Below are 26,740 nucleotides of genomic sequence, written 5' to 3'. Positions count from 1 at the left end.
TGCGCTCCAGGTTATTGCGCGACGGTCAGCACGACTTTGCCGACATTGGCGTTGGCCTCCAGCAGGCGATGGGCCTCGGCGGCGTGCAGCAGTGGCAGCTGCGTGTGGATCTGCGGGCGCACCAGGCCGGAGGCGAGCCAGGGTAAAAAACGCGAGCGGATGCACACCGCCAAACGGGCTTTTTCGGCGTGGCTTTTGGGGCGCAGAGTGGAAGAGGTGAGGCTGAGGTTTTTGCGCATCAAGACCTGTAAATCCAACTCGATCTTCGCGCCTTGCAGAAATGACAGACTCACATGCCGCCCGCCCATCGCCATGGCGGCGAGGTTGCGCGCGACATAAGGGCCGCCGACGTTATCCAGCACCACGTCCACGCCGCGCCCTTCGGTGCAGTCGTTCACTACCTCGACGAAATCTTCAACGTGGCGATCCACCGCGCGCCACACGCCAAGCGCTTGCAGCATCGCGACTTTCTGCGCGCCGCCGGCGGTGGCAATCACCCGCGCTCCGGCGGCGTGCGCGCACTGCACGGCAAAGCTGCCGACGCCACTGGCGGCGCCGTGGATCAGCACGCTGTCGCCGCTGCGCAGGCGGCCCAGTTCAAACAGGTTGTGCCACACGGTGAACGCCGCTTCCGGCACGCCAGCGGCATCCTGAAGTGATAACCCCACCGGCACCGGCAGGCAGTGCGCCGCCTGTGCCACGCAGTACTCGGCGTAGCCGCCGCCGTTGAGCAGCGCCATCACGCGGTCGCCAGGGGCAAACTCGTCTACGCCAGGGCCTGTCGCGACCACAATGCCCGCCGCTTCCAGGCCGAGCACGTCGGTGACGCCAGGTGGAATCGGTGCGCCGCTGCGTTGCATCAGGTCCGGGCGATTGACGCCTGCGGCGGCCGCGCGAATCAACACTTCGCCGGCTTCGGGTGTCGGCATCGGGCGTTCTACGCAGTGCAGCACCTCAGGCCCGCCCGGCTCACGGGCAATCACCGCCTTCATACGGTCCAGTCATCCGGCACAACGGCGATCACGTCGATTTCCATCAGCCATTCCGGCTGGCCCAGGCCGGAAATCACCAGCCCGGTGGAGATCGGGAACACGCCTTTGAGCCACTTGCCCACCTCTTGATACACCGGCTCGCGGTAACGCGGGTCGATCAGGTACGTGGTGGTTTTCACGATGTGCGACAGGTCGGAGCCGGCCTCCTCAAGCAGTTGCTTGACGTTTTTCATCGCCTGCTCGGCTTGCGCGCGCGGGTCGCCAAGGCCGACCAGGTTGCCGTCGAAATCGGTGCCGATCTGGCCGCGCACATAGATGGTGTTGCCGGCGCGCACAGCCTGGCACAAGTCGTTGTCCAGCGCCTGGTTGGGGTAGGTCTGTTTGGTGTTGAACATGCGGATGCGGGTGTGGGTCGGCATGGCGGGCAACTCATCGGAAGCGGGATACAACAAGCTTCACATCGCCCCCGAACTCGCGAAACCAGCATTTGTGCGCGGTAGTGCTTAGGAAAAACCGAAGCCCGTGCAGGTCATCGGTTCGCGCCTGACCCGGCACGAACCCTGCAACACCCCGCGTACAGTCATTGTTGAGGGGCAGGCGTAATGCTCAGTCGTATTACTCAGCGTCAACTGGAGTATTTCGTGGCGTCAGGAGAGGCGGGCAGCATCAGTGCTGCGGCTGAGCGCATTCATGTGTCGTCGCCGTCGATCTCGGCCGCCATCACCCATATGGAAGCGGAGCTGGGCATCCAGCTGTTTATCCGCCATCACGCCCAGGGCATTTCGCTCACGGCGGTGGGGCGCCAGGTGATGCAGGAAGCCAAGCTGATTCTGGAGCAGATGACCAACCTCTACACCATCGCCTCGGAGTCGTTGAACACTGTGCGCGGGCCTTTGCGGGTGGGTTGCCTGGAGTCGCTGGCGCCGATGATCACCCCCGAACTGGTGTTTGGTTTTGGCCGCGCCTTCCCTGGCGTGCGGCTGACCCAGGCCGAAGGCAACCACGAGGAATTGCTGGAAAAACTGCGCAGCGGCGAGCTGGATATCGCCCTGACCTACGACCTGGTGACCAGCCCCGACATCGACTTCCAAGCCCTGGCGCACCTGCCGCCGTATGTGATGGTCGGCGAGTATCACCCGCTGGCGAGCTTGCCGGCGGTGAGCATGCAAGACCTTGAAGCGTATCCGGTGGTGCTGCTCGACACGCCCTGGAGCCGCGACTATTTCCTCAGCCTGTTCATGCAGGCGGGCACCACGCCCAACATCATCATGCGCTCCACCAACCTCGAAACGGTGCGCGCGATGGTCGGCAATGGCATTGGCTATTCCTTCGCGAATGCGCGGCCCAAATCCAATGTGTCCCAGGATGGCAAACGCGTGATTCGCCTGCGCCTGGCCGGCTCGCACCGGCCGATGCGGCTGGGCTACGCCACGGCGAGCAACACCCAGCTGTCGCGTGTGGTGTCGGCGTTTGCCGAGCGCTGCCGGATGTTTGTGTCCGACCAGTACATCCCCGGTATGGCGCCGCCGAGCTTTTTTGACCCGCATGCGGTGCGGGTCTTGAGTGGTGTGAGCTGAGATTGCACCAAAAGGTGGCGCGGGCTGCGCCACTTGCTCGGCGGTGCACCCTTTTGGCCTGACCCTGCGACCTCAAGGACAAAATCAATCAAATGTGGGAGCTGGCTTGCCTGCGAAAGCGGTCTGTCTGTGCCTGATGTGCCAGCTGATGCACCGCAATCGCAGGCAAGCCAGCTCCCACAGTGGAGTTTTGGTGTTTTTGGGTTGCATAGGTTCTGCCTACCCAGTGGGCCGGGTTTTACGAATTGACCCTGCACCCCCGTCCCCACGACTCTCATCCCATCGATGCAGATCAATTTCTTTTCAGCAAGGCACCGCGACGATGACATTCGACTGGCACTACATGTTTGGTTTGCTCGCCGATCCCGAGTTCTGGCGGGCGACGTGGACGGTAATCAAGCTCAGCACCCTGACCTGGGTCCTGAGTATTGCCCTGGGCTTTCTGCTGGCGCTGGCCAAACAATCCAAACATGGGCTGCTCAGCGTCCCGGCCCGAGGCTATATCTGGTTGTTCCGCAGCCTGCCGCTGCTGGTGCTGCTGATCTTTATCTACAACCTGCCCCAGGCGCTGCCCGGCACCTCGGCCGTGCTGGCCGACCCGTTCTGGTCCGGCCTGCTGGCGTTGGTGATCTGCGAGACGGCGTACGTGGCCGAAATCCACCGTGGTGGTTTGCTCTCGATTCCCAAAGGGCAGGGCGAAGCGGCGCGGGCGTTGGGCTTGAAGTTCTTTGGCACCCAGTGGCGCGTGGTGATCCCCCAGGCGTTGCGCGTGGCGTTGCCGTCGCTGGCCAACGAGTACATCTCCATCGTCAAGCTCACCTCGCTGGTGTCGGTGATCTCGCTGACCGAGATTTTGATGGTCGGCCAGCGCCTGTATTCGCAGAACTTCCTGGTGATCGAAACCATGGCGGCGGTGGCGTTTTTCTACGTGTTTATCGTCACCGTGTTCGACTTCCTGCTCAAACGCCTGGAGCGCTTTCTCGACGTCAACCAGCGCAACGTGTCTCGCGTGCCGGATGCGGCGGTGCTGGCATTGGCCACCCAACAACGCACGGCGCCGGAGCGCCCGGCCAACACCGGCGTCGCCGCGCTGCAAGCCGCCCGCTTGCATAAGGCTTACAACGACATTGAAGTGCTGGGCTCGGTCAACCTGCAGGTGCAGCCGGGTGAGGTGGTGTCGGTGATCGGGCCGTCCGGGTCGGGTAAAACCACGCTGATCCGCCTGCTCAACGGCCTGGAGCAACTGGACAACGGCGAGATTCATATCAACGGCCTGCCGTTCATTCACTTGCACAAAGTCGGCGCGTATAAACCTCAATTTATTGAGCACGCCGAGCACCGCCTGAACATCGGCATGGTGTTCCAGAGCTTCAACCTGTTCCCGCACTTGAGCGTGCTCGACAACCTGCTGATGGCGCCGAAGTACCATCGCCTGGGGCGCACCGATGAACTCAAGCAACAGGCCTACGCGCTGCTGCACAAGGTCGGCATGCTCGACCACGCCTGGAAGTACCCGCACCAGCTGTCCGGCGGCCAGCAGCAACGTGTGGCCATCGCCCGCGCCTTGATGATGCGCCCACAGATCATGCTGTTCGACGAGCCCACCTCGGCGCTCGACCCCGAGAAAGTCAACGAAGTGCTGCAGGTCATCGAAGCCCTGGCCGGGGAGGGCATCACCATGGTGATCGTCACCCACGAGATGAACTTCGCCTTCAAGGTTTCCGACCGCATCGTGTTCATGGAAAAGGGCCGCGTGGTCTGCGACGACACGCCCCAGGCCCTGCGCAGCGGCCACAACCCACGCGTGGAGGCGTTCCTCATGGACGTCTCGCTGGCGTGATCTCTTTAATGTTCAGGACTCACTAAAAATGATCGAGCAAGCTCAAATCGAACAATTCCAGCGCGACGGCTTCCTGGTGGTGGAGGGCGTGTTGTCGCTGGACGAAGTGGCCGCGTTGCAACACGACTTCGACCAGTGGGTGGAGGAGAGCCGCAGCCACGACCAGGGCTGGGGTGCCACCGTGGATGGCCGCGCGCGCTTCGACCTGGAAGGCGATCATCGCGCCGATCACCCGTCGTTGCGCCGGGTGAGTTCGCCCACCGAGATTTCCCCGGCGTATGAGCGCGTGGCATTGCACTCGCGGATGGCGGCGATTTCCGCGCAGTTGGTGGGCGCTGGCGGCGCGCGTTTTCACCACAGCAAGATCAACTCCAAACTGCCGCACACCGCGACGCAGGTGAAGTGGCACCAGGACTTTCTGTTCACGCCGCACAGCAACGACGACATCGTCACTGCCTTGCTGATGGTCAGCGAAGTGACCCCGCAAAACGGTCCACTGAATGTGATCCCCGGCAGCCACAAAGGCCCGTTGTGGTCGCACTGGCAGAACCAGCGTTTTACTGGCTCGGTGGACGATGCCGTGGTTCAAGAACATTGCCAGCAACCGGTCGCCTGCTACGGCCCGGCCGGTTCCGTGTGCTTTATGCACACGCGCCTTCTACATGCTTCCAGCCCTAACGAGACCGAACTGCCGCGCACCCTGTTCATCAGCGTCTACGCCGCTGAAGACGCGCTGCCATTCGGCGAAAACCCGCTGCCCAGTGCACACGCCGGCCTGCTGGTGGCCGGTGAAGAAAGTGGCTTGGTGCGTTCCACCGACAACCACCTGCGCTTGCCGCAGAAACCCCGTGGCGCATCGTTCTTTGTGCAACAGGCCGGCCAAGACTTCGCGACTGCCTAACCCCCTAAAACCCTTGCAGGTAATGACCATGACAGCGTCTCAAAAAAGTCTTCGCCCTCTTGCCGTGTGCCTGTTGGGCGCCGCGGTTGCACTGACCTCGTTGGCGGCTTCGGCGTTCCAGCAGGAAGGCAAGATCATCGCCGGTTCCGACGTGACCTTCTTCCCGTACGAGTACATGGATAACAACACGCCGGCAGGCTTTGATATCGAGTTCATGGACGGCCTGGGCAAGGTCATGGGGCGCAAGGTCGAAACCCTCGACACGCGCTTCCCCAACCTGATCACCGGCCTGCAGGCCGGGCGGTTCGATGTGACCAACTCGTCGATGTACATCACGGCGGAGCGGGTCAAAGTCATCGACATGATCCCTTACCTGAAAAGCGGCGAGTCGATCCTGACCCTCAAGGACAGTGCGTTTCAACCCAAGAAGCCGGAAGAGTTCTGCGGCCACAAGATCGGCTCCATGGGCGCCACGTCTTGGCTGGCGCAGATGCACAAACTGTCGGACGAGTACTGCGTGGCCAAGGGCTTGAAACCGATTGCGATCAGTGAATACAGCACCGACCCGCAAACCACCCAGGCGTTGCTGGCCCACGCCGTTGAAGCGCAGATCACCGATGCCGCCGTGGCGCGGGGTGTGGTCGACAAGCTCGGCAGCCGCGTGGTGATTTCGTCCGACACGCTGATCTACCCGGTCCTCAACGGCTTCGGCGTGAAAAAGGGCAACGACGAGGTGAAAAAAGCCCTGCTCGACGGGCTGCAAAAGTACCGCGCGACTCCGGAATACGCGGCCTTGCTCAAGAAGTACAACTTTGAAGCGCCGACCGATGCCGACATCGCAGCGTTGATGCCCAAGTAAGCCTATTGCGCGGCCGCAGCCTTGCGGTCGCGCCTTGCGGAGACAGATTCATGGCGTTATCCCTTGAAGAACAGGCGCGCATCGACCTGGCGGCAACCTTCCGCATCATTGCCCACTTGGGCATGCACGAGGCGGTGGCCAACCATTTCAGCGCGGCGGTATCGGCCGACGGCAAACAGTTTTTGCTTAACCCGAAGTGGAAGCATTTTTCGCGCATTCGCGCCAGCGACCTGTTGCTGTTGAACGCCGACGACCCGGCCTGCGCCGACCACCCGCATGTGGACGCCACCGCCTGGTCGATCCACGGGCAGATCCACCGACTGCTGCCGCAAACCCGCGCCGTGCTGCACTTGCACCCGGTCTACACCACGGCGGTGGCGTGCCTGGCCAAACCGCACATTCCGGCGATTGACCAGAACACCGCGCGCTATTTCAACCGCGTGGCTGTGGACGAGCTGTACGGCGGCATGGCTGACACCGAAGCCGAAGGCGCGCGCCTGGCCGCGCTGCTCGACGGCAAGAGCCGCCTGCTGATGGGCAACCATGGCGTGATGGTCACGGCCGCGTCCATTGGTGAGGCCTTTGACGATATCTGGACCCTGGAGCGTGCCTGCCAGATCCTGGTGACGGCGTGGTCCACCGGGCAGCCGTTGCGGGTGTTGTCGGATGACGTGGCGGAGAAAACCGCACGCGGCTGGGAAGGTATCGCGGACTTTTCGCGTCAGCACTTTGAAGAAATGAAGCAGTTGATGATCGACGCCGACCCTTCGGTGCTCGACTGAGGGCTTTTTATGACGTTTTCCGTTGTCGCTCGCTGTGCCGAAACCGGCCAGTTGGGCATTGCGATCAGCTCTTCAAGCATTGCCGTTGGCGCCCGTTGCCCATGGCTGCGACCCGGCGTGGGCGCGGTGGCGTCGCAGAACATCACCTTGCCGAGCTTGGGGCCGCATATCCTGGATAGGCTAGGGCAGGGTCTGGCGCCGAGTGAGGCGCTGGAAACGGTGCTGGCCGGCCAGGATCACAGCCAGTATCGCCAGGTAACGGTGATCGATAACCAAGGCCGCACGGCGCATTTCAGTGGCGCGCAGACCCTTGGCATTCATGCGGCGTTGAGTGGTGAGCAATGCGTGGCGGCGGGGAATATGCTCGCCCATCCCGGCGTGATCGAGGCCATGGTGCGGGCGTTCGAAAACGCCTCCGGGCACCTGGCCGACCGATTGCTTGCCGCGATGCAGGCGGGCCAGGCCAAAGGCGGTGAAGCCGGCCCGGTGCATTCAGCCGCCCTCGTGGTGGTCGATGACCTGCTGTGGCCCATCGTCAATTTGCGCGTGGACTGGGCCGATGACGACCCGATCGGCGCCCTCGACCAATTGTGGCAGGCCTATCGCAGCCAACTGCAGGACTACATTGATCGCGCCATCAACCCACACCAGGCACCGGGCTATGCGGTACCGGGAGATGACCGATGAGCAACAGCCGCGACCTGCTGGCGCAACTGGTGCGTTTCGACACCACCAGCCGTGAATCCAACCTGGCCTTGATCGACTTTGTGCGCACGTATTTACAAGGCCACGGCGTGGCCTGCGAGTTGGTGTTCAACGCGCAAAAGAGCAAGGCCAACCTGCTGGCAACCCTTGGCCCGGCCGGCGTGCCGGGGATTGTGTTGTCCGGGCACACCGATGTGGTGCCGGTGGACGGTCAGCGCTGGACGGTGGCGCCGTTCGACCTGACGGAAAAAGACGGCAAGTTGTACGGGCGTGGCACGTCGGACATGAAGGGCTACATCGCCTGTGTGTTGGCCTGCGTGCCGGCACTGGTGCAGGCGCCGCTGCGCATGCCGGTGCATATCGCGCTGTCCTATGACGAAGAGGTCGGCTGCCTGGGTGTGCGCTCGCTGATCGAAAGGTTTCACGCGCAACCGGTCAAGCCGCTGCTGTGCGTGATTGGCGAGCCCACCGAGCTCAAGCCGGTGCTGGGCCACAAGGGCAAGCTGGGCATGCGCTGCCAAATCCATGGCGCGGCGTGCCATTCGGCCTATGCGCCGTCCGGCGTAAACGCCATCGAATACGCTGCGCGGTTGATCAGTGAGCTGGTGCGACTCGGTGAAACGCTCAAGGCTGAGCAGCACCTTGATGCGCGATTTGACCCGCCATTTTCCACCGTGCAAACCGGCGTGATAAGCGGCGGGAAGGCGTTGAACATCGTGCCGCAGGATTGCAGTTTTGACTTTGAAGTGCGCTCGTTGCCGACCCAGAACCCCTGGCAGGTTGCGGACCAGTTACGCGGCTACGCCGAACACACGCTGCTGCCGGCAATGCAGGCAGTGAGCGCGCAGTGTGCGATCAGCTTCAGCGAGTTATCCAGCTACCCGGGCCTGGCGACGTCGCTGCAGAGCCAGGCGGCTGAGTGGGTTGCGCAATTCTGCGGCTCGCGCGACTACGGCACTGTGGCTTTCGGGACTGAGGGCGGGCTGTTTGACCAGGCAGGCATCCCGACCGTGGTGTGCGGGCCGGGCAGTATGGAGCAGGGCCACAAGCCGGATGAGTTCATCAGCCTGGAACAACTGGCGGCGTGTGACCGGATGCTGGCGCGGGTGGTGGCGTTTGTGAGCCGGTAAGCCCACCCCTATCCAATGGGGGAGCGGGCTTGCCCGCGATGCAGGCGCCCCCGTTCTTGCCGTTAAACCGAGGTGATGCCATCGCAGGCAAGCCAGCTCCCACACAAGCCAGCTCCCACATTTGCTCTGTGTTGTTTGATCAGGCTTTGGCCACCCCCACGCGCCACTGCGCCGGCGGCAGCAAGCCATTCACCAGGTAATTGCCCACAATCCGCGACTTGTACACGCGCGGGTTATGGTTCGCCAGCGTGCGCGCATTGCGCCACAGCCGGTCCAGCGCTTTGTTGCTGGCCGTGGCGCTGGCGCCCAGCGCGTCAAACAGTGCGGTGGTCGCCGCAAGTGTTGCGTCCACTACCGGGTTGACTGCCAGGCACACTTCCAGCTCCGCCAATGCCACGTGTGGGTCATCGTCGTGCAGCACTTGCTTGTGGGCGATCACAGACTGCGCTGTCTGCTCCAGGCGCTGCGCCGCTTGCTGGGTGATGGCGTGCGCGGCGTAGGCCTGGCTGGCGACTTCGCCGATGACTTGCAGCAACTGCACGTCTTGCGCTGCGGTGTCGGCGTTGCCAGTGGTGAAGGTCCTGGCGCGCTGGCTGAGTTCTTGTGCACCGCTCAGCGCCGCACGGCGAGCAATGCCGGCGAGGGTGCTGAGGTGGTAGATCTGGTAGAACGACTGGCCGTAGCCGAAGCGTTGGTGGGTAGGGCGCAGGTCGTCCTCCACCGGGGCATTCTCGAAAATACAGGTGCCGCTGGCGGTGAGGCGTTGGCCGAAACCATTCCAGTCATCGACGATGTGCACGCCGGGGGCCTTGAGGTCGACGACGACGGAATACACCGTGCCGTCCTCACCCGTGGCGACGGTGTTGATCAGGTCGCTGTAGAGCGCGCCGGTGGTGTAGAACTTTCTGCCGCTGATGCGCAGGGTGCCGTCGGCATCGCGGTGCAGACGGGTTTCGAAGTCGCCGCGGGTCTGGTTGCCGACTTCGGTGCTGCCGGGAGAGAGCAGCGCGCCCTGGCCGAGCCGGTCCAGCCATTTGGCGCGCCAGTCGAGGTCTTTGGCACAGAGGACGTCTTCGCAGAAACCAAAATGCCCGCGCAGGGCCTGGGTGATGTTGGAGTCGGCGGCGGACAGTTCGGTGAGCAACGCAAGCAGTTCGGCAAAGGTCGCGCCCTGGCCACCGTGGCTCACGGGCAAGCGCCAGCGGGGCAGCCCCAGTTCGTTGAGTTGGCGGATAACAATCGCCAGGCTGGCGCGTATCTGATCGGCCTCTGCGGCTTGCGCAAGGATCTGCGCAAAAAGTGGGCGAAACGGTGCAGCCAGTTGTTCGTAACGGGAGGAGGGCGCAGCGCCCCAGATATTCAACGCAGAAATCGACATGCAATGGACCTTGCAGAAAGTGGCTCAGGTGCTGGGGTCCAGTGGTCTGGTGCCGTCACCCTAACCCACGGTTCGCAAAGTTTTTAATACGAAAAATAGCTATCAAGCTGTGCGGCGGTTCTATCGATAGTGCGCAACAGTATTAAACCCCGTGCTTTTATTGCGTTAGCTTCTACTGGCGCCGTACTTGGCGACCTTCCAATCCCTTTTCTCATCACCAGACTGCACGCCCACAGATGGTTGAGTCAGCCCTCACGTGTGTGGAGTGCGTTCATGATCAATCGTCGACACTTGCTTGCCCTGCTCGGCCTGGCCGTTCTTACGCTGCACGGTCCCTCCGTCGAGGCGGCAGAGCCCCTGACGCTCACCGTGGGCGATCAGTTTTTCTCCAACCGCATTGTTCTGGAGCTGTCAGGCGAGTTGAAGGACTTGCCCTACAAGATCGACTTCAAGCGCTTCAATACCGGCTCCCCTGTGGCCTCGGCGGTTGCCAGCGGCGCGCTGGACGTGGGGATTGTCGGTGACACGCCGGTGATCAGCCTGGCGGCCAATGGCGCGCCGGTGAAAGTGGTCGCCAGCACCCAGACCAGTCTTGACGGCGTCGGCATCGTGGCGCGCAAAGGCATCCAGTCGGTGGCCGATCTGAAAGGCAAAACCATCGCAATCTGGAACGGTTCGTGGAGCCAGCAACTGGCCTACAAAGCCCTCGACGAAGCCGGCGTGCCGCGCAACAGCGTGAACTTCAAATACCTGCTGCCGGCCGAGGCCAGTCTGGCGTTGACCCAGGGCGACATCGATGCGTTCGGCACTTGGGAGCCCTACGTGTCGCTGCAGGAGAAAGAGGGCAGCAGCCTGATCCGCAACGCCAAGGGCTTGATGAGCGCGCCGACCTACATCGTTGCGTATGAGCCGGCGCTGGCGCAGAAAGGCGCGATCATCAAAGACTTTGTCGCACGCCTTACCCGCGCTCGTGTGTGGAGCAACAGCCATGTCGACGAGTACGCCGAGGCCTGGTCGAAAGCCAACCAGTCTGCGCCGCAGATCGCCAAGGTGTGGTTCAAGCGTGACGCAATCAAGGTGCTGCCGATTTCGCCGACGATAGTCAGCGAGGCGCAGGCCACGGCGGATTTCCTGGTGGATGCGCAGATGCTGAAGCAGCGGTATGACGTGACGCCGCTGTTCGATCGGGCGCTTTAAACGTAAAGGACATAAGCGCTAACAGTATCGACAGTCTGATTATGCGTGGGCTGAGCTAGGTTTTTTGTTCCGGATCGCGCCGGAACAAAAAATTAACTAGCATCGGCAAGGAGTAGCCAGTAGGCTACATGTGAATCTGTGACTAACTTGATCGGCAGGACGCCGGAGTTCGATACATGGCTCGACGGTATGAAGGATATCTGGGGGAAAACGGCTGTTCTGACGCGCTTGGACCGCGCCGAAGACAACAATTTTGGCGACTGCGAGCCAGTCGGCGAAGGCCTGAGTGAAATGCGTGTTTTCGTCGGGCCTGGTTACAGGATTTATTTTGTAAGGACGGGGATCACCGCTTACCTGATGTTATGGGGCAGCGATAAAACCGATCAGAAGCGGGGAATCAAACGGGCAAAAGAGATACTCGATGCCCTGAGAGGTCAATGAAATGAGTGAATCGAAATTCAAACCCGAGGACATGCCGATCCTCGATCTTGATACCTCCGGCACCCAGGTTTATGAGGCGTCGCGCTTTCTCGACAGCCCGCAAGTTATCAGTGCTTATCTGGCGCAAAGCATGAAGTCGCAAGACCCGCAGGTGTTTATGAAGGCGCTTGCCGAGGTTGCCAAAGCCCAGGGCGTGAACAAGGTGGCTGAGGCGGCCGGGGTCAACCGCGAGAGTTTGTATAAAACCCTGAAGGGCGGCTCGAAGACCCGCTATGAGACGATCCACAAGCTGATGCTGGCGTTAGGCGTTGAGCTGACTGTGCAGCCGATTGCGCTCAATCAGGCGACAGGCGCTAAGCCAGTGGTCGCCGGTAAGCCCTGACGGCTTAAAGGCGCCCACATTGACCGACTTTGCGCTGAGGCTCAGCGCACCAGGCACGGCTGCTTGTTGTTGAAGCGCCAGCCCGGAATCAAGAACTGCATCGCCACGCTGTCATCTCGCGCCCCAAGGCCCATGCCTTTGTACAGCTCGTGGGCCTTGGCCACTGCATCCATGTCGATCTCCACGCCCAAGCCAGGCTGGGTGGGCACTTTGACGTAGCCGCCTTCGATTTTCAGTGGCGCCTTGGTCAGGTGCTGGCCGTCCTGCCAGATCCAGTGGGTGTCGATGGCGGTGATGTCTCCCGGTGCGGCGGCGGCCACTTGGGTAAACATCGCCAGGGAAATATCGAAGTGGTTGTTGGAATGCGAACCCCAGGTCAGGCCCCATTCATTGCACATCTGCGCCACACGCACCGAGCCTTGCATCGTCCAGAAGTGCGGGTCGGCCAGCGGGATGTCGACTGATTGCAGCTGGATCGCGTGGCCCATTTCGCGCCAGTCGGTGGCGATCATGTTGGTCGCGGTTTTAAGCCCGGTGGCACGGCGGAATTCAGCCATGACTTCGCGACCCGAGTAGCCGTTTTCTGCGCCGCAGGGGTCCTCGGCGTAGGCGAGCACGTGGTGTTGGTCGCGGCACAGGCGGATGGCTTCTTTGAGTGACCACGCGCCGTTGGGGTCAAGGGTGATGCGCGCATCGGGAAAGCGTTCGGCCAGGGCGGTGACGGCTTCGATTTCTTCATCGCCACTCAGGACGCCGCCTTTGAGCTTGAAGTCGTTGAAGCCGTATTTGGCCTTGGCGGCTTCGGCCAGGCGCACCACGGACTCGGCGGTCATGGCTTGCTCATGACGCAGGCGGAACCAATCATCCTCGGCGTCCGCCTCGTTGCGGTAGGCCAGAGAGGTGGTCGTGCGGTCGCCGACATAAAACAGGTAGCCGAGCATTTTTACCGCATCACGTTGCTGTCCTTCACCCAGCAGCGCCGCCACCGGCACTTCCAGGAACTGGCCCAACAGGTCGAGCAGCGCTGCTTCCATGGCGGTGACGGCGTGAATGGTGATGCGCAGGTCAAAGGTCTGCAGGCCGCGGCCGGCGGCGTCGCGAGCGGCAAAGGTGCTGCGCATCTGGTTGAGGATGCGTTGGTATTGGCCAATTGGCTGGCCGACCACCAGGCTACGCGCATCTTCAAGGGTTTCACGGATGCGCTCGCCACCGGGCACCTCGCCGACGCCCGTGTTGCCGGCGCTGTCCTTGAGAATCACGATATTGCGGGTAAAGAATGGCCCGTGAGCGCCGCTCAGATTGAGCAGCATGCTGTCGTGGCCTGCCACCGGGATGACTTGCAAATGGGTGACTACGGGAGTGTTCATGGCAATGTCCTAAGTAAGCTCAAAGAGGTTTGCTGATGGCGGCGCCGGTTGGCGCAGCGCTGGCAGAGGTCAGTACGGGCGAGGGCGACGTCTTGGCGAAAAACACCAGGATCGCGGCAAGCACTGAGGTGCCGGCCAGGCCGTAGAGGCCGCCCTGGATCGAGCCGGTGGTTTGTTCCAGAAAACCAAACGTGGTCGGGGCCACGAAGCCGCCCAGGTTGCCGATGGAGTTGATCAACGCGATCACGGCCGCGGCGATGCGCACATCCAGATAGCCTTGGGGAATCGGCCAGAACAGCGACGAGGCGGACTTGAACCCGATCGCCGCGAAGCAGATCGCCACAAAGGCAAAGATTGGCCCGCCAGTGGTGGACATGAACATGCCCGCAGCGGCAATCAACAGCGCGGCGGCCACCCAGGCTTGCTGGAACTTGAACTTGCCCGACAGCGAGGCGAAGGCGTACATGGCGATGATCGAGATCAGCCACGGGATCGAGTTGAAGAACCCGACCTGTATGTCGCTCAGGTCACCCATTTTCTTGATGATGCTCGGCAGCCAGAAGGTCGCCGCGTAGATCGTCAGCTGGATACAGAAGTACAGGGCGCAGAACAGCAGAATCTGGCGGTCCTTAAGCAGTTTGCCAATGGTCGGTTTGACCGTGGTCAGCGCTTCCCGCTCACGTTGTTCCTGGTCGATGGCGCCGACCAGCGTGTCCTGCTCTTCGCGGGTCAGCCATTTGGCGTCGTGGGGTTTGGAGTCCAGCCAGAACCACACGAAGAACCCCAGCGCCACGGACGCCAGGCCTTCGATGGCGAACATCCATTGCCAGCCGTGAAAGCCGAAGCCTTCGATTTGCAACAGTGCGCCCGACAAGGGGCCGGAAATCAGCGAGGCGACCGCCGAACCGCTGAGGAAGATTGCGATGGCTTTGCCGCGCTCCACGCCCGGCAACCAACGAGTGAAGTAGTAGATCACCCCAGGGAAAAACCCGGCTTCGGCCACGCCCAGCAGAAAGCGCAGGATGTAGAACTGTGTTTCGTTCTGGATGAACGCCATCAGCGTGGCAACGATGCCCCAGGTGAACATGATGCGCGTCAGCCAGATCCGCGCACCGACCTTTTGCAGCAGCATGTTGGAGGGCACTTCAAACAGCGCGTAGCCAATAAAGAACAACCCGGCGCCCAGGCCATAGGCAGCCGCGCCGATGCCCAGGTCATGCTCCATGTGCGTGCGCACGAAGCCGATATTGACCCGGTCGATGTAGTTGAGGATGAACATGATCACGAACAGTGGGAGCACATGGCCCTTCACTTTGCTCACGGCGCGCGTGAGTACTGAGTCGCTGGGTGAAGCGGCAGATACATGGTTTGAATTGGTCACAATTCAAAACTCCCCTGATTTATTTTTATGCGGGTTTGTGTGTCTTGTTGATAGACATCATACAAGTGCATTTCTTTTTTTCGCAATGCGGCGTGGGGTGTATTTGTTCTTATAAGCGCGGCGATGTAATAGGTGTTTTGGTTATTTGCCCAGCTTTTGTTGGGGTTTTATGCCGTTTCGCGTGTGTCGGGAAGGCGTGAGCGTGCCCCGCTAAGCGACCCTGACGCCTGTTGGGCTATGCACTAAAAAGTTTGGTTGTCATACAAGCTTGGCATTTTTTGAATCAACTCAGCGTCGCCGCCAGGCGGGGTGTTAAGCTCCGTCCAGCCCAACCCCGTGGACCCTAGCGATGCCCATTGAAAACGGAACACTGGTCCGTAGACGTTCCAATAACCTGGCCCAAGGCGTGGTTGATGCGCTGACCCAGCGCATCCTGCTCGGCCAGCTCAAGCCCGGTGAAAAACTGCCGTCCGAATCCACCATCGTGCTTGAGCATGGGGTGAGTCGCACGGTGGTGCGCGAAGCCATTTCCAAGTTGCAGGCCTCAGGCCTGGTAGAGACCCGCCACGGCATCGGCACCTTCGTACTGGAGCAACAGGCGCAACAGGGCTTGCGCCTGCATGTGGACACCGTCGCCAGCGTGCGCAATATGCTTGAGCTGCGCCTGGGCCTGGAGGTGCAAGCGGTGGCGCTGGCCGCTGTGCGCAGAAGTGACGAGCAACTCGTGCGCATGCGCGAAGCGCTGGATGACTACCAGGCTTCGCTGGCGAACAACGACAGCTGTGTGGAGGAGGACAAGCGCTTTCACCAACTGATCGCCGAGGCCACCGGCAATACCTTCTTCACTGAAATCATGCTGCACCTGGGCAATGCGATGATCCCGCGCACCCAGGTCAAGGGCGCCGAGCGCGGCGGCGCCGATTTTGCCAAGCTCGGTCAGTTGGCAAACCTGGAGCACGAAGCGATCTTCAATGCGATCAAGCGCCAGGACCCGGACGCCGCGCGCGCGGCCATGGTGCTGCACCTGACCAACAGCCGGGATCGGTTTTCGGGTGTGTAATGTCGTGCTGATAAGGAACAACCGTTGAACGAACACACATTGTCCATGCGCCTGGAGCGCGTGGCGGCAAACGTGCCGGCGGGTGCGCGCCTGGCCGATATCGGCTCGGACCACGGCTACCTGCCGGTAGCCTTGATGCGTCGCGGCGTGATCGCGGCGGCGGTGGCGGGGGAAGTGGCGGCCACGCCCTTTCACGCGGCCGAACGTACGGTACGCGACAACGCTCTGCAGCAGCACATCAGCGTGCGGCTGGCTGATGGCTTGGCGGCCATTGAACCGGCGGACGCAATCACCGCGATCACCCTGTGCGGCATGGGTGGCGAAACCATCCGCGACATCCTCGACAGCGGCAGGGCGCACCTGAGCGGTCAGGAACGCCTGATCCTGCAACCCAATGGCGGCGAACAACCCCTGCGCCAATGGCTGATGGACAACGGCTACCAGATCCTGCGCGAGGAGCTGCTGCGCGAGAACCGGTTTTACTACGAAATCATCGTCGCCGAACGCGCTGAGCCGCTGATCTACACGGCGCAACAGCTGTACTTCGGCCCGCTGCAAATGCAAGCGCGCAGCCCGGAGTTCCTGGGCAAGTGGCAGCGCATGTTGCGTCAGAAGCACAAGACCCTGGCCAGCTTCGAGCAGGCCCGGCAGACGGTGCCCCAGCACAAGGTGCAGGAGATTGAACAGCAGGCGCGCTGGATCACCCAGCTGCTGGCTTGAACTGGCAACAGTGAACAGGGTCACACATCCCAGACCGGCGCTTTACCCAGTCTCTTGCGCCGCCCATGATGGACGGCTCGCACCCATGGAGGACGCTGCGCATGTTCGGCTCTCTGCTCGACAAACTGTTCAATCGCCCGCTGACCCAAGATGCATTCGCCGAGAAAGTCATCAAGGCGGCTCGCGAAGCGGGTTTCAGCGAGCCTCTGGAGTACGTGCCCAAAGAGTTCCGCCTCAAACATGGCGACGGTAGCTACTTCAACCTGCATAACGCGTTCAATGACTATCAGAACGCCGAAAAAGCGCACAAATCTGACGTATTGAAAGGGTATGTATCGACATTGCTCGGCTACAAAAAGCCAGCCCCGCCCACCTTTGAAGGCGTCAGGCTGCTGTTGCGGCCGGTGATTCGTAACCTGGCGATGCTCGAAGAAGTGCGCCTTTATCACGTACGCAACAAGGGCTGGGATGCGCCTTACACCGCCGTTCACAAAGCGCTGGGCACCGACTGCGTGACCCTGCTGGCGGTGGACTACCCCGAGACCACGTCCACCCTGACCGAGGGGCCTGATCCACAGTGGGGCGTGAGCCTGGACGAGGCGTTGGCGGTGGCGGTGAGCAATCTGCGTGAAGCGACCCAGGACGCGTTCGACGAAATTGTGCCCGGCCTCTACCTCGGCCGCTGGAATGACGGCTATGACACCAGCCGCGTGCTGCTGCCGGATGTCCTGCAGCGTGCGGCCATCAAGGGCCGCCCTGTGTTCATGATCCCGACCCGCGACATCCTGATGGTGACCGGTGACAAGGATGAAGAGGGCATTCGGCACATGGTCGAGGTCAGCTTCAAGGCCATGGAAAGCGGGCGCGCGGTGTCCAGCCAGGTCTACACCTATGACGATCAACGGATCGTGCCTTTCATCAGTCAGGATGAAGCGCTCAAGACGCGCATGGCGAGCCTCGAACACATGCTGCTGCAGGGCAACTACCACGCGCAGAAAGAGCAGCTCGACACCCTCCACGATGAGCAGAAGATCGACGTGTTTGTCGCGACCTACACGTTATTCGAGTTGAAGGACAGTCACGGCAAGACCTTCTCGATCTGTAGCTGGACAGAAACCGTCGACACCTTGCTGCCCAAGACCGACCGCGTCGCGCTGGTGCAGATCCAGCCCGATGGCACCGCCCAGACCCAGGTGGTCGAATGGGCTGAGCTTGAGGCCAAGGTGGGTGACCTGCTGGCGCCGGCGAGCCTGTACCCGGCACGCTATCGCACGCTGGGTTTTCCGACGCCTGCGCAATTGAGTCAGCTGACGCCGCTGGTGTAACGCCGGCTTGTCACGCCTCACCCACCTGTGCAAGGATCGCCCATGACTGAATTTTCGCCAAGCAACCGCCATCACCCCCACGGACCTTGCCCAAGGTGCCGCGGTTGCTTGCGCTCACTGATTGACCAGAACCTCTGATCACTCGATGAACCACCACCCAAGGCGCCCACGGCGCCTTTTTTATTGCCTGCAGAAGGGAGATTCAACGGATGACAATGCTACGTGGGACCCGAATAGTGACTGGCAAAGAAGCCGCGACGATGCGTGAAATAGAGGCGCGTTTTCGGAGCTATCTTCATCGACGCGGGCGCTGAAGAAGCCATCGTGCCGGCCCTGTGGGGCCAGGACACGTTTATCGAAAAAGCCGGCGGCAGTGAAATCATCGGGCAGATGTGGGCCTTTGATGACAAGGCCGGACGTCAGTGTTGCCTGATCCCGGAAGCCACGGCGCTGTTCCAGGAACGCAACACGCAATTGCTTGGCACGCGCGAGGAGGCGATGTTTTTCTACGTGGCGCGGTGTTACCGGTATGAGCGGCCGCAAGCTGGGCGCTACCGGGAGTTCACTCAGTTGGGGCTGGAAATTCTCAGCCCTGAGCCCGCGCTGGCGTTGCAGCGCAGCCAAGCGCTGTGCACCGGTTTTCTCGACACGCTGGGCCTTGACTATGAGCTTAACCTGGCCGTCAAACGCGGGTTGAGTTACTACCTGCAAGGCAATGGCTTCGAGGTCCGTTGCCCCGCGTTGGGTGCTCAGCAGCAAGTGGTGGGCGGCGGTGCATACCGCGAAGGTGCCGGGTTCGGCATCGGGCTTGAGCGTCTGGTGCTTGCGTTGGCGTGACGTGCAAGGACGCCTCCATCCGGAGGCGTCTCCTATCCGGCCGCTGGATATGCTCCAATAGCCGCCATCATTTGCTCACCCGGGAACCCCGCCATGGCCGACACCACCGACCAAGCCTTCTACGACCGTGCCGACGCACACATCGAACTGTCGAACGAACAACTCAAAACCTGTGAAAACCTCGGCGAGGTCAGCGCCTCGATGATGTTCGGCACCACGCGCTTCAACGCCTGGGCCAGTGCACGCAACTTCAAGTCCGGCGCCGAAATGGCCGAGGCGCGGGAAGCGATGCTGAAGTATTTCTGTGACCAGTACCGGATGATGCTTGAGGACAATCTGGATGATCACATCAATAATTTCAGTCAGTACATGTTGGTCAAATAGCTCGCCGGCACCGATTCCACTTGCTCTTGTGCGTTGAGTTGTCTTTTCTTCAGCAGCCGTTGGATGTCCATGGCGGCTTCAGATGTCCTTGCACGCAAAGTCGGGCAGGTCAGTGCCGATGGCACTCAGGGCAAGCCAGCCTCTCTGGAAAGCCGGGTTACCGTTCCACTCTGCACACTGAGTGCTTTTGCCCCATTTTCGCGCATGCCACCGGGCTGTCACCTCGCCAAGCCGCCTATTTCGCGACCCGCCACCAACGGCCCGTATCTTGCTAGTACCTTCCCAATCAATGACATGGCATTTTGCTTCTAGTCATATCCAGGTTGTTTGGGGGAGTGGGTCGGCCATGCACAGTCTTTTATCACCGGGTATCCGCCTGCTTGGCCGTTTCGGTTTTGCGCGCAAGTTTCAAATTCTGTTTTTCCTGTTCATGCTGCCCCTGGCCGGCAGTCTGTGGCTGATCGGCCAGGACTATCGCGACAAATTAGCGGTGATTTCCAGCGAGCAGTCCGGCGTGTGCCAACTGCTGGCCCTGGACACCCTGGATGGCCAGTTGACCGCACAACGCAACCTGGCTGCCCGCTGGAAAGCGCTGGATATTCTGCACACCCCAACCCCCGCCGCGCAGGCCGCGATGGACAACGTCGATGCCGGCAACCCCGCCATTGTGCAAAGCCTGCAAGCCTTGGGCGATGCGCTCAAGGCCCACAACGCCAGCGCTGACACCTTGGCCCGCTTTGAGGCCTTGCAGGCGACGGTCAAGGGCATGGACACCCAATCGCTGCGCACCGTGGGCTGGTGGCCGGACGGTTATGACCGCTTCACCGCCGCCCTGACCGCGATGCAAACCTTGCGCGAGCAGATCACCCTGGAATCCGGCCTGATCCTCGACCCCTGGCTGGAAACCTACTTGCTGATGCAGATTTCTACCCAGCACACGCCGGACCTGATCGAGCGTATCGGCCGCACCGCGAGCGTCGGGCAGTCCTCGATTGCCTCCGGGCAATTCACCTTGCAAAGCCGCTTGCAGATGCGCGACCTGCGCGGCCGAATCGGCGATGCACGCGACCAGTTGGTCAAGGCCGCCGCGTCGCTCAAAGCCAAGCAATACGCGGGGATGGAACCGTGGACGGCGCAATACGACACCAGCCTGCAATTGCTTGATAACGAACTCAAAGGCCTGGACGACGGCGTGTTTGGCGGCACCATCAAGCTCGACACCGCAGGCTTTGATCGCAGTGTCGACAGCATCCTCGGCGCGTTGGGCGCACTGCGCAGCCAGTCGCTGCACTCGCTGGATGAGCGTTTGAGTTATTACCGTGACCGCTCGCTCAGGGAGTTTATTCCGGTGGTGGCCACGTTCAGCCTGCTGGTCTTGGCCGCGTTGTACTTGTTCATTTGCCTGCAGGCTTCGATTCGTCGCAGTGCCAGTGGCATCACCACGCTCGCCGAGTCCCTGCGTGACGGCAACCTGTGCGTCGAAGTGGCGGTGGAAGGTCGTGATGAACTGGCGGCGATCAGCACCGCGCTCAACGTCGCCGTGGTACAGCTGCGCACCAGCCTGCTGGGCGTCAACCACGAGACCCAGCAACTGGGCTCGGCGGTGCTCACCCTCAACGCGCAATCGGGCAGCACCCTGACCGACGTCGAAGACCAGCAACACCAGATCAGCCAGATCGCCGCCGCTGCCACGCAACTGGCGGCCACCTCGATGGGCGTCGCCAAAAGCTGCGAACAGGCTTCGGGCAGCGCCCAGCAAACCCGGCGTATCGCCGAAGACAGCAGCCGCGACAGCCAGCGCACCACGGCGAGCATCCAGCAACTCAACCAGCGCCTGACCGACACGGCCAATGCGCTGGAACAAGTCAGCCAGCAGGGCCAGCAGATTCAGTCGGTGGTCGACACCATTCGCGGCATTGCCGAACAGACCAACCTGCTCGCACTGAACGCGGCCATCGAAGCGGCCCGTGCAGGCGAGCAAGGCCGCGGGTTTGCCGTGGTGGCGGACGAGGTGCGCAGCCTGTCGCAACGCACCCAGGCTTCTACGGCGCAGATCGCCGGCACGGTGGACAGCTTGCGCGCGACGGTGAGCCAGGCGGTCACGCTGATGGGCGCCGCGTGTGACCAGGCGCTGACTGACGCCGAGTCCGTCACCGGCCTGGGCACACGTCTGGGCGAGATTGCCGGCGCGGTGCAAAACGTCACCGACACCCTGGCGCAGATCGCGGCGGCGGTGGAAGAACAGGCGACGACGGCGGATGAAGTCAGCGGCAATATCCAGCAAGTCGATCAGGCCGCAGGACGCTTGCTCGACGGCGCGCGCGCGGTCAACCAGGCGGCCGACACCTTAAGCAAAGGCAGCCGCGCCCTGAGTGAAAACACCGCGCGCTTTCGCCTGGACCGATGATGCCCCCCTGTGGCGAGCGGGCTTGCCCCGCGTTGGGCCGCGAAGCGGCCCCAAAACCAGACAATGAGGTCTATAAATCCCCGTGCGCTTATTGATCCTGCTGCGCCCCCCAACACAGTGCACTCTGAGTAAAAGCACCACGCGTTAGATGAACCTTCAGCGCCAACAGGGCTCACTTATCAAGTCGCCCTGTTCCATTGCCGAAAGGAATCCGCATGCCTTCGACCCCGCCATCCCCCGACCTGACCGCCCCCGTGGAACGCGAACTCAGCCTGCGCGCGTTGATTACCGGGATCGTGCTGGGCATCCTGCTCACGCCTTCAAATGTGTACGCGGGGCTCAAGATCGGCTGGTCGTTCAACATGTCGATCATCGCCTTGTTGGTTGGCTACGCCATCTGGCAGGGCCTGGCCAGGCGCAGTCCCGGGCAACTGCCGTGGACACTGCACGAAAGCAACATCAACCAGACCGTTGCCTCGGCCGCCGCTTCGATTATCTCCGGCGGGCTGGTGGCGCCGATCCCGGCCTACACCTTGTTGACCGGCCACACGCTGGACGCCTTGCCGATGATCGCCTGGGTGTTCTCGGTGAGCTTTCTCGGGATCTGGATCGCCTGGTACCTGCGGCCCTCGCTGCTCAATGACAAGGCGCTGAAATTCCCCGAAGGCATGGCCACCCTGGAAACCCTGCTGCACATCTACAACCACGGCCGCGAAGCCGCCACGCGCTTGAAGGTGCTGCTCGGCGCCGCGGTGCTGTCCGGGCTGGTCAAATGGGTGGACACGTTTATGTGGGCCTTGCCGCGCTGGTCGCCCAGCGCGGCGTTGGAGCGCCTGACGTTTACCGCCGACCCTTCGCTGCTGTTGCTCGGCTTTGGCGGCATCATCGGTATTCGCGTGGGCCTGACCCTGCTGCTTGGCGCCTTGCTCGCCTGGGGCGGGCTGGGGCCGTGGCTGTTGGCGCAAGGCCTGGTCAGCCTGCCGGCAGACAGCAGCGGCCCGCAATTTGCCGCGCTGGTGGAATGGTTGTTGTGGCCCGGCGTGAGCCTGATGGTGTGTTCGACGCTGGCCTCGCTGGCGATCCGCCTGTGGGGCTTGCACACGTCCACCCAAGCCGGCGGCGGCACGCCCTGGGCGATCCCCAAGGCTGGGCCTGCCGCCGGTTTTGCATTGGCGATTGTGCTGGTGGTGAGCCTGCAGGCGCTGTTGTTCGGCATCAACCTGTGGATGGCCTTGCTGACCATTCCCCTGGCGATTTGCCTGGCCGCCGTGGCGGCGCGCGTGGTCGGCGCCACCGGCATTCCGCCGATTGGCGCCATCGGGCAATTGTCCCAGCTGAGCTTCGGCATCGTTGCGCCGGGGCAAGTGCCGATCAACTTGATGAGTGCCAACACCGCCGGCGGCTCGGCCGGGCAATGCACGGACTTGATGAACGATTTCAAGGTTGGCAAGGCGATTGGCGCCACGCCGCGCAAGCAAGTAATCGCGCAGATCCTGGGGATTTTTGTGGGCAGCATCGTCGGCGTGTTTGCCTACCTGGCGTTGATCCCCGACCCGCAAAGCATGCTGCTCACCGAAGAGTGGCCGGCACCCGCGGTCGCCACCTGGAAAGCCGTGGCGCAAACCCTGACCCATGGCCTGGATTCATTGTCGGTGAGCATTCGTTGGGCGATTGGCCTGGCAGGCGCGGTCGGCGTGTTGCTGGGCATTCTCGACAGCACTTTGTCGTCCCGACGCGCCCGGTATCTGCCCAGCGCCGCGGCCTTGGGCCTGGCCTTCGTGCTGCCGGCTTCGGTGTCGCTGATGATGGCGCTCGGCGCGGTGCTGACGTGGTTGGCGAGCTGCCGCTGGCCGAGTCTCACCGAACGTTTTGCGATTACCGCGGCGGCCGGATTGATCGCCGGGGAGAGCATCACCGGGGTCGGCGCGTCGTTGTGGGCGATGGTTGCGAATTAATCCATGGCACTCCACCGCGACAGCGTAGTCTCTTACCTGGATACCCACTCTCGTTCAGCGGAGCCCTTATGATCACTGTCCACCACCTCAACAACTCGCGTTCGCAACGCATTCTGTGGCTGCTCGAAGAACTCGGCCTGCCTTACCAGATCAAGCGCTACCAGCGCGACCCGAAAACCAACCTTGCCCCGCCCGAACTCAAGGCGATCAACCCGTTGGGCAAATCCCCGGTGATCGAAGACGGCGACCTTGTGCTGATCGAATCCGCCGCGATCATCGACTACCTGATCCGCCGTCATGGTCAGGGCCGCCTGCAGCCCGATCCGGCCACGGCCACCTACGACAAATACGTGCAATGGCTGCACTTCGCCGAAGGCTCCGCAATGCTGCCGCTGATGCTCAATCTCTACGTCGGCCGCCTGGGTGAAGCGGGCGCACCGTTGCATCCGCGCATCGAGTCGGAGTTGGCCAACTACCTGGGCTACCTGAACGACGTGCTGGCGGACACGCCATACCTGGTGGGTGACGAGCTGAGCGGCGCGGATATCCAGATGAGCTTCATCGGCGAAATCGCCAAGGCCCAAGGCAAGTTGCAGGCCTACCCGAACCTGGCCGCGTGGGTGCAACGCTTCCAGGCGCGCCCGGCGTACCGCAAGGCAGTGGAGCAGGGCGGCGAGTACGCCTTCGCCAAATAAAAGGCTCAGCAGGCGCGCGTAACCCTCGTGGCGAGCGGGCTCGGTGTGGCAAACGGGCCTGATGTCGCGAGCGGGCTTGCCCCGCGTTGGGCTGCGAAGCAGCCCCAAACCAGCCGCCGGAGTAACGTCTGGCACACTGCATTTTGCCTCATTGGGGCTGCTGCGCAGCCCAACGCGGGGCAAGCCCGCTCGCCACAAGAAGCCCGCGCGTCACAAAGCCTTAGCCCCTACAGACCACCGAGAGCTGTGTGCGGCTTCTCAGCTGTTCGCAAAGCGCTTCAACGAAAACGACGACAAATCCAGGTCACTCGAACCCCGGATGCACCACTGCGCAAACCCTTCACCCAGCGCCGCCGAGTGCTTGAAGCCATGCCCCGAACACGGCGACACCACCCGAGTTTGCTGATCAGCCATGACCTGGCCGTGGTACGCGCGTTGGCGCACGACTTGATGGTGGAGGCGGGGAGTACCGAGCAGCTGTTTGAGACACCGCAGCATGCCTATACACGAGATTTGCTGGTGGCCTCGTCATTGCGGCCACTGGAATGATCAGCGCCCACGCAGCATTGGCGGGCAACAACGATCAACTGTGGGAGCTGGCTTGCCTGCGATGACGGCGTGTCAGCGTAAGCATCTGCCACTGATCCACCGCTACCGCAGCACAGAGTGCGCTGTTGTGGCGAGCAGGCTTGCCCTGCGTTGGGCTGCGAAGCAGCCCCAAACCCAGACGCTGGGTTCTTTCAGGAAAATGGCAGTGCCTTTACTGGGGCTGCTTCGCAGCCCAACGCAGGGCAAGCCTGCTCGCCACAGGAGAAATTGGTTGCCTTCAAAAGTTGTGTAGATATCCAGGGCGATCGCAGGCAAGCCAGCTCCCACATTAGAGCCGCTTCAGGCCAGTCGCACCCGCCAATCACCGCCATGCTGGAGGTTGCAGGCTTCTTCAGAATCAAAGCGTACACAGCGCTCGATTTTCACCGAGGCCACCTCGGCGTCTTCCAACGCAGCAGCCGTCAGTTCGCGCATACGTTGGTCCGCCCCGTTTGCCAGGGCCAGATCCTTGTTGGCCCGCGTATCGAACACCCAAATCACCCGCAGGCTTTGCTGGAACGCAGCGTAGTCGACCGTGTGAGTCAGCCACTCGAAGCCCGGGATTTCAGCTTTGGCGGTTTCGCAGGCTTCGGTCAGCGTGGCGACCAGGCGGCGTTCGAGGCGGGCGGTGTCGCGTTTGGTTGGGGGCATCAAAAATCCTGAGATTCAAAAAAAGTCATCACATCATCCGGCCCGTATTCACGGGTTAGCCAGTGGTTCCCATCGGTTCGAAGTGAAACGCCTTAGACCTGAATGTCACACCACGCCTCAACGGCGTGCAGCCGCAAGGTCAGACCCGATGCGAAGCACACGACCACGTGATGGTCGGCGGGGAAGGTATCGCAGAGGTAGAACGTTTCTGTCGCGGCGTCGGCTTCCACAATGCCGATGGCGTGAAGCACCGTGTCATCCTCAATCGGGCTGTCATGGCGCGCTTCGGCCGAAAAATAACTCACGCCATGGAAGGTGACGGTGATCTCCCGTGGCTCTTCGGGCGGCACCCAGTCCTCGGTCCGTCGTGTAAACCTGAGCGACAGCGTGCGCTCAGACAGCGCGTAATGGATGTCGCTGGCGACATAGAAATTGTGCAGGTCACAGGCGCGTCCTTCGACCTCAACCTCTATATGCCCGAGTACAAAACCGTGGAATTTCATCGTGCCTGCCTATCGCTGCTGAAAGGCCACCTTCAGCCCCAGCCCCATAAACAGCGTGCCGATGATTTTGCCTTCCCAGCGACGCAGCTTTGACAGCCCCTTGATCCCGCGACTCAACGGGCGAATCGAGATCGCCAGCAAGCTCGTGTAAATCGCGCTCAGCCCCGAAAAAATCAAACCCAGCACCGCAAATTGCACCAGCGACGAGCCGGATTCGGGATGAACAAATTGCGGCAAAAAGGCCAGAAAAAAGATCGCGGTTTTCGGGTTCAACACCTCAGCCCCGATCGCCTGGAAAAACGCCTGACGCGGCGTCACCGCCGGTAACTCAAGGCGCGCATGCGTACCGGATTTGGCCATGAAGGCCCGCACGCCCAGGTAGATCAGATACGCCGCACCGGCCCACTTCACCGCGTTGAACGCCGCCGCCGAGGTCATCAAAATCGCGGACAGGCCCAGTGCCGCGCACAGTGTGTGAATCAAGTCGCCGCAAGCCACCCCCAGCCCGGTGGCGATGCCCACCTTGCGCCCGCCTTGAATCGTACGCGTGAGCACCAACAGCACCGAAGGGCCGGGGATCAGGAAAAGACCGATCACCACGGCGACGTAGGTGACGAGGGAGGCGAGTTCAAACATGGCGGCGATCTCTGAGTCAGGCACGGCCTACAGTAATCCTAATGTAG

General features: G+C 61.9%; 26 protein-coding genes and 1 pseudogene. 18 read left to right on the top strand and 9 right to left on the bottom strand.

Features of this window, described 5'->3' with window-relative positions:
- Window positions 1-11: 11 nt before the first annotated feature.
- Both ABWL43_RS19865 and ABWL43_RS19860 read right to left on the bottom strand, forming a co-directional pair.
- Entirely contained in the window at window positions 12-992 is a 981-nt protein-coding gene (locus tag ABWL43_RS19865; RefSeq protein WP_404483827.1) for an NAD(P)H-quinone oxidoreductase, read from the bottom strand.
- Complete coding sequence (locus ABWL43_RS19860; protein ID WP_010567220.1) at window positions 989-1,411, bottom strand: RidA family protein; 423 nt, start codon at window positions 1,409-1,411, stop codon at window positions 989-991. Before ABWL43_RS19860 ends, ABWL43_RS19865 begins: the two co-directional genes overlap by 4 nt.
- Window positions 1,412-1,594: 183 nt before the next feature.
- Here ABWL43_RS19860 and ABWL43_RS19855 point away from each other — a divergent pair, with 183 nt between their 5' ends.
- The 7 genes from ABWL43_RS19855 (at window position 1,595) to argE (ending at window position 8,786) form a co-directional block, all read left to right on the top strand.
- A complete protein-coding gene (locus ABWL43_RS19855) occupies window positions 1,595-2,569 on the top strand; it encodes a LysR family transcriptional regulator (RefSeq protein WP_145158627.1) in 975 nt (324 codons plus the stop codon).
- 322 nt (window positions 2,570-2,891) lie between these two features.
- Window positions 2,892-4,409: an amino acid ABC transporter permease/ATP-binding protein gene (locus ABWL43_RS19850; RefSeq protein WP_404483825.1), complete on the top strand. Its 1,518-nt coding sequence runs from the start codon at window positions 2,892-2,894 to the stop codon at window positions 4,407-4,409.
- A 28-nt stretch (window positions 4,410-4,437) separates the two neighbouring features.
- Window positions 4,438-5,310 carry a phytanoyl-CoA dioxygenase family protein gene (locus ABWL43_RS19845; RefSeq protein WP_404483824.1) on the top strand — a complete coding sequence of 291 codons (873 nt, stop codon included), beginning with the start codon at window positions 4,438-4,440 and terminating at the stop codon, window positions 5,308-5,310.
- A gap of 28 nt (window positions 5,311-5,338) precedes the next feature.
- Window positions 5,339-6,169: an ABC transporter substrate-binding protein gene (locus tag ABWL43_RS19840; protein ID WP_145158621.1), complete on the top strand. Its 831-nt coding sequence runs from the start codon at window positions 5,339-5,341 to the stop codon at window positions 6,167-6,169.
- 50 nt (window positions 6,170-6,219) lie between these two features.
- Window positions 6,220-6,951, top strand: coding sequence for a class II aldolase and adducin N-terminal domain-containing protein (locus ABWL43_RS19835; RefSeq protein WP_145158619.1), 732 nt, complete (start codon window positions 6,220-6,222; stop codon window positions 6,949-6,951).
- Window positions 6,952-6,960: 9 nt separating this feature from the next.
- Window positions 6,961-7,638, top strand: a complete 678-nt coding sequence (locus tag ABWL43_RS19830) for a DUF1028 domain-containing protein (RefSeq protein WP_404483821.1) — start codon at window positions 6,961-6,963, stop codon at window positions 7,636-7,638.
- Window positions 7,635-8,786 carry an acetylornithine deacetylase gene (gene argE, locus ABWL43_RS19825; protein WP_404483819.1) on the top strand — a complete coding sequence of 384 codons (1,152 nt, stop codon included), beginning with the start codon at window positions 7,635-7,637 and terminating at the stop codon, window positions 8,784-8,786. The genes ABWL43_RS19830 and argE overlap by 4 nt, the downstream gene beginning before the upstream one ends.
- Before the next feature lie 139 nt (window positions 8,787-8,925).
- Here the strand turns inward: argE and ABWL43_RS19820 are convergent, their stop codons facing one another.
- Window positions 8,926-10,164, bottom strand: a complete 1,239-nt coding sequence (locus ABWL43_RS19820) for an acyl-CoA dehydrogenase family protein (protein ID WP_404483817.1) — start codon at window positions 10,162-10,164, stop codon at window positions 8,926-8,928.
- Between the two features lie 273 nt (window positions 10,165-10,437).
- Between ABWL43_RS19820 and ABWL43_RS19815 the strand changes: the two genes are divergently transcribed.
- From ABWL43_RS19815 to ABWL43_RS19805, 3 genes are all read left to right on the top strand, one after another.
- Window positions 10,438-11,361: an ABC transporter substrate-binding protein gene (locus tag ABWL43_RS19815; protein WP_262207828.1), complete on the top strand. Its 924-nt coding sequence runs from the start codon at window positions 10,438-10,440 to the stop codon at window positions 11,359-11,361.
- A gap of 138 nt (window positions 11,362-11,499) precedes the next feature.
- Window positions 11,500-11,802 (top strand): type II toxin-antitoxin system RelE/ParE family toxin, encoded by a 303-nt coding sequence (locus tag ABWL43_RS19810; RefSeq protein WP_242195319.1) that lies wholly within the window; start codon window positions 11,500-11,502, stop codon window positions 11,800-11,802.
- Between the two features lies 1 nt (window position 11,803).
- Window positions 11,804-12,184, top strand: a complete 381-nt coding sequence (locus ABWL43_RS19805) for an addiction module antidote protein (RefSeq protein ID WP_404483816.1) — start codon at window positions 11,804-11,806, stop codon at window positions 12,182-12,184.
- A gap of 41 nt (window positions 12,185-12,225) precedes the next feature.
- Here ABWL43_RS19805 and gudD read toward each other — a convergent pair whose 3' ends face one another.
- Entirely contained in the window at window positions 12,226-13,551 is a 1,326-nt protein-coding gene (gene gudD / locus ABWL43_RS19800; protein WP_404483813.1) for a glucarate dehydratase, read from the bottom strand.
- Window positions 13,552-13,570: 19 nt separating this feature from the next.
- Complete coding sequence (locus ABWL43_RS19795) at window positions 13,571-14,932, bottom strand: MFS transporter (RefSeq protein WP_242195309.1); 1,362 nt, start codon at window positions 14,930-14,932, stop codon at window positions 13,571-13,573.
- A gap of 349 nt (window positions 14,933-15,281) precedes the next feature.
- On the opposite strand from ABWL43_RS19795, the gene ABWL43_RS19790 reads away from it, so the two are divergent.
- The 8 genes from ABWL43_RS19790 (at window position 15,282) to ABWL43_RS19755 (ending at window position 24,315) form a co-directional block, all read left to right on the top strand.
- Window positions 15,282-15,992 carry a FadR/GntR family transcriptional regulator gene (locus ABWL43_RS19790; protein ID WP_242195306.1) on the top strand — a complete coding sequence of 237 codons (711 nt, stop codon included), beginning with the start codon at window positions 15,282-15,284 and terminating at the stop codon, window positions 15,990-15,992.
- A 24-nt stretch (window positions 15,993-16,016) separates the two neighbouring features.
- Window positions 16,017-16,712 carry a tRNA (adenine(22)-N(1))-methyltransferase gene (locus ABWL43_RS19785; RefSeq protein WP_404483810.1) on the top strand — a complete coding sequence of 232 codons (696 nt, stop codon included), beginning with the start codon at window positions 16,017-16,019 and terminating at the stop codon, window positions 16,710-16,712.
- Between the two features lie 101 nt (window positions 16,713-16,813).
- On the top strand, window positions 16,814-18,037 hold the full coding sequence (locus ABWL43_RS19780; protein WP_404483808.1) for a DUF1444 family protein: 1,224 nt from the start codon (window positions 16,814-16,816) through the stop codon (window positions 18,035-18,037).
- 291 nt (window positions 18,038-18,328) lie between these two features.
- Complete coding sequence (locus ABWL43_RS19775) at window positions 18,329-18,874, top strand: ATP phosphoribosyltransferase regulatory subunit (RefSeq protein ID WP_404488466.1); 546 nt, start codon at window positions 18,329-18,331, stop codon at window positions 18,872-18,874.
- A 93-nt stretch (window positions 18,875-18,967) separates the two neighbouring features.
- Complete coding sequence (locus ABWL43_RS19770; protein WP_119742530.1) at window positions 18,968-19,258, top strand: DUF3144 domain-containing protein; 291 nt, start codon at window positions 18,968-18,970, stop codon at window positions 19,256-19,258.
- Between the two features lie 289 nt (window positions 19,259-19,547).
- Window positions 19,548-21,665 (top strand): methyl-accepting chemotaxis protein, encoded by a 2,118-nt coding sequence (locus ABWL43_RS19765; RefSeq protein WP_404483805.1) that lies wholly within the window; start codon window positions 19,548-19,550, stop codon window positions 21,663-21,665.
- A 215-nt stretch (window positions 21,666-21,880) separates the two neighbouring features.
- Window positions 21,881-23,620, top strand: coding sequence for an OPT family oligopeptide transporter (locus ABWL43_RS19760; RefSeq protein WP_404483801.1), 1,740 nt, complete (start codon window positions 21,881-21,883; stop codon window positions 23,618-23,620).
- A gap of 68 nt (window positions 23,621-23,688) precedes the next feature.
- On the top strand, window positions 23,689-24,315 hold the full coding sequence (locus tag ABWL43_RS19755; RefSeq protein ID WP_200624961.1) for a glutathione S-transferase family protein: 627 nt from the start codon (window positions 23,689-23,691) through the stop codon (window positions 24,313-24,315).
- A gap of 258 nt (window positions 24,316-24,573) precedes the next feature.
- Here ABWL43_RS19755 and ABWL43_RS19750 read toward each other — a convergent pair.
- The 4 genes and pseudogenes from ABWL43_RS19750 to ABWL43_RS19735 all read right to left on the bottom strand — a co-directional run.
- Window positions 24,574-24,720, bottom strand: a pseudogene (locus ABWL43_RS19750) (N-methyl-L-tryptophan oxidase); the annotation flags it as partial.
- A gap of 483 nt (window positions 24,721-25,203) precedes the next feature.
- Window positions 25,204-25,554, bottom strand: a complete 351-nt coding sequence (locus tag ABWL43_RS19745; protein WP_404483798.1) for a hypothetical protein — start codon at window positions 25,552-25,554, stop codon at window positions 25,204-25,206.
- A 92-nt stretch (window positions 25,555-25,646) separates the two neighbouring features.
- Window positions 25,647-26,057 carry a hypothetical protein gene (locus tag ABWL43_RS19740; RefSeq protein ID WP_404483796.1) on the bottom strand — a complete coding sequence of 137 codons (411 nt, stop codon included), beginning with the start codon at window positions 26,055-26,057 and terminating at the stop codon, window positions 25,647-25,649.
- Window positions 26,058-26,066: 9 nt separating this feature from the next.
- Window positions 26,067-26,693, bottom strand: coding sequence for a LysE family translocator (locus tag ABWL43_RS19735; RefSeq protein ID WP_404483795.1), 627 nt, complete (start codon window positions 26,691-26,693; stop codon window positions 26,067-26,069).
- Window positions 26,694-26,740 lie beyond the last annotated feature (47 nt).

It is taken from the genome of Pseudomonas sp. HT11 (assembly GCF_044875395.1).
Classification (GTDB): Bacteria; Pseudomonadota; Gammaproteobacteria; order Pseudomonadales; family Pseudomonadaceae; genus Aquipseudomonas.
Note: the sequence above shows the minus strand (reverse complement) of the source record. Positions and strands in the feature narration are given on the sequence as shown.

Excerpts from the sequence above, each read along its gene's own strand:
- ABWL43_RS19865 (WP_404483827.1), bottom strand. The coding sequence starts at position 992 with ATGAAGGCGGTGATTGCCCGTGAGCCGGGCGGGCCTGAGGTGCTGCAC.
- ABWL43_RS19860 (WP_010567220.1), bottom strand. The coding sequence starts at position 1,411 with ATGCCGACCCACACCCGCATCCGCATGTTCAACACCAAACAGACCTAC.
- ABWL43_RS19855 (WP_145158627.1), top strand. The coding sequence starts at position 1,595 with ATGCTCAGTCGTATTACTCAGCGTCAACTGGAGTATTTCGTGGCGTCA.
- ABWL43_RS19850 (WP_404483825.1), top strand. The coding sequence starts at position 2,892 with ATGACATTCGACTGGCACTACATGTTTGGTTTGCTCGCCGATCCCGAG.
- ABWL43_RS19845 (WP_404483824.1), top strand. The coding sequence starts at position 4,438 with ATGATCGAGCAAGCTCAAATCGAACAATTCCAGCGCGACGGCTTCCTG.
- ABWL43_RS19840 (WP_145158621.1), top strand. The coding sequence starts at position 5,339 with ATGACAGCGTCTCAAAAAAGTCTTCGCCCTCTTGCCGTGTGCCTGTTG.
- ABWL43_RS19835 (WP_145158619.1), top strand. The coding sequence starts at position 6,220 with ATGGCGTTATCCCTTGAAGAACAGGCGCGCATCGACCTGGCGGCAACC.
- ABWL43_RS19830 (WP_404483821.1), top strand. The coding sequence starts at position 6,961 with ATGACGTTTTCCGTTGTCGCTCGCTGTGCCGAAACCGGCCAGTTGGGC.
- argE (WP_404483819.1), top strand. The coding sequence starts at position 7,635 with ATGAGCAACAGCCGCGACCTGCTGGCGCAACTGGTGCGTTTCGACACC.
- ABWL43_RS19820 (WP_404483817.1), bottom strand. The coding sequence starts at position 10,164 with ATGTCGATTTCTGCGTTGAATATCTGGGGCGCTGCGCCCTCCTCCCGT.
- ABWL43_RS19815 (WP_262207828.1), top strand. The coding sequence starts at position 10,438 with ATGATCAATCGTCGACACTTGCTTGCCCTGCTCGGCCTGGCCGTTCTT.
- ABWL43_RS19805 (WP_404483816.1), top strand. The coding sequence starts at position 11,804 with ATGAGTGAATCGAAATTCAAACCCGAGGACATGCCGATCCTCGATCTT.
- gudD (WP_404483813.1), bottom strand. The coding sequence starts at position 13,551 with ATGAACACTCCCGTAGTCACCCATTTGCAAGTCATCCCGGTGGCAGGC.
- ABWL43_RS19790 (WP_242195306.1), top strand. The coding sequence starts at position 15,282 with ATGCCCATTGAAAACGGAACACTGGTCCGTAGACGTTCCAATAACCTG.
- ABWL43_RS19780 (WP_404483808.1), top strand. The coding sequence starts at position 16,814 with ATGTTCGGCTCTCTGCTCGACAAACTGTTCAATCGCCCGCTGACCCAA.
- ABWL43_RS19770 (WP_119742530.1), top strand. The coding sequence starts at position 18,968 with ATGGCCGACACCACCGACCAAGCCTTCTACGACCGTGCCGACGCACAC.
- ABWL43_RS19765 (WP_404483805.1), top strand. The coding sequence starts at position 19,548 with ATGACATGGCATTTTGCTTCTAGTCATATCCAGGTTGTTTGGGGGAGT.
- ABWL43_RS19760 (WP_404483801.1), top strand. The coding sequence starts at position 21,881 with ATGCCTTCGACCCCGCCATCCCCCGACCTGACCGCCCCCGTGGAACGC.
- ABWL43_RS19755 (WP_200624961.1), top strand. The coding sequence starts at position 23,689 with ATGATCACTGTCCACCACCTCAACAACTCGCGTTCGCAACGCATTCTG.
- ABWL43_RS19745 (WP_404483798.1), bottom strand. The coding sequence starts at position 25,554 with ATGCCCCCAACCAAACGCGACACCGCCCGCCTCGAACGCCGCCTGGTC.
- ABWL43_RS19740 (WP_404483796.1), bottom strand. The coding sequence starts at position 26,057 with ATGAAATTCCACGGTTTTGTACTCGGGCATATAGAGGTTGAGGTCGAA.
- ABWL43_RS19735 (WP_404483795.1), bottom strand. The coding sequence starts at position 26,693 with ATGTTTGAACTCGCCTCCCTCGTCACCTACGTCGCCGTGGTGATCGGT.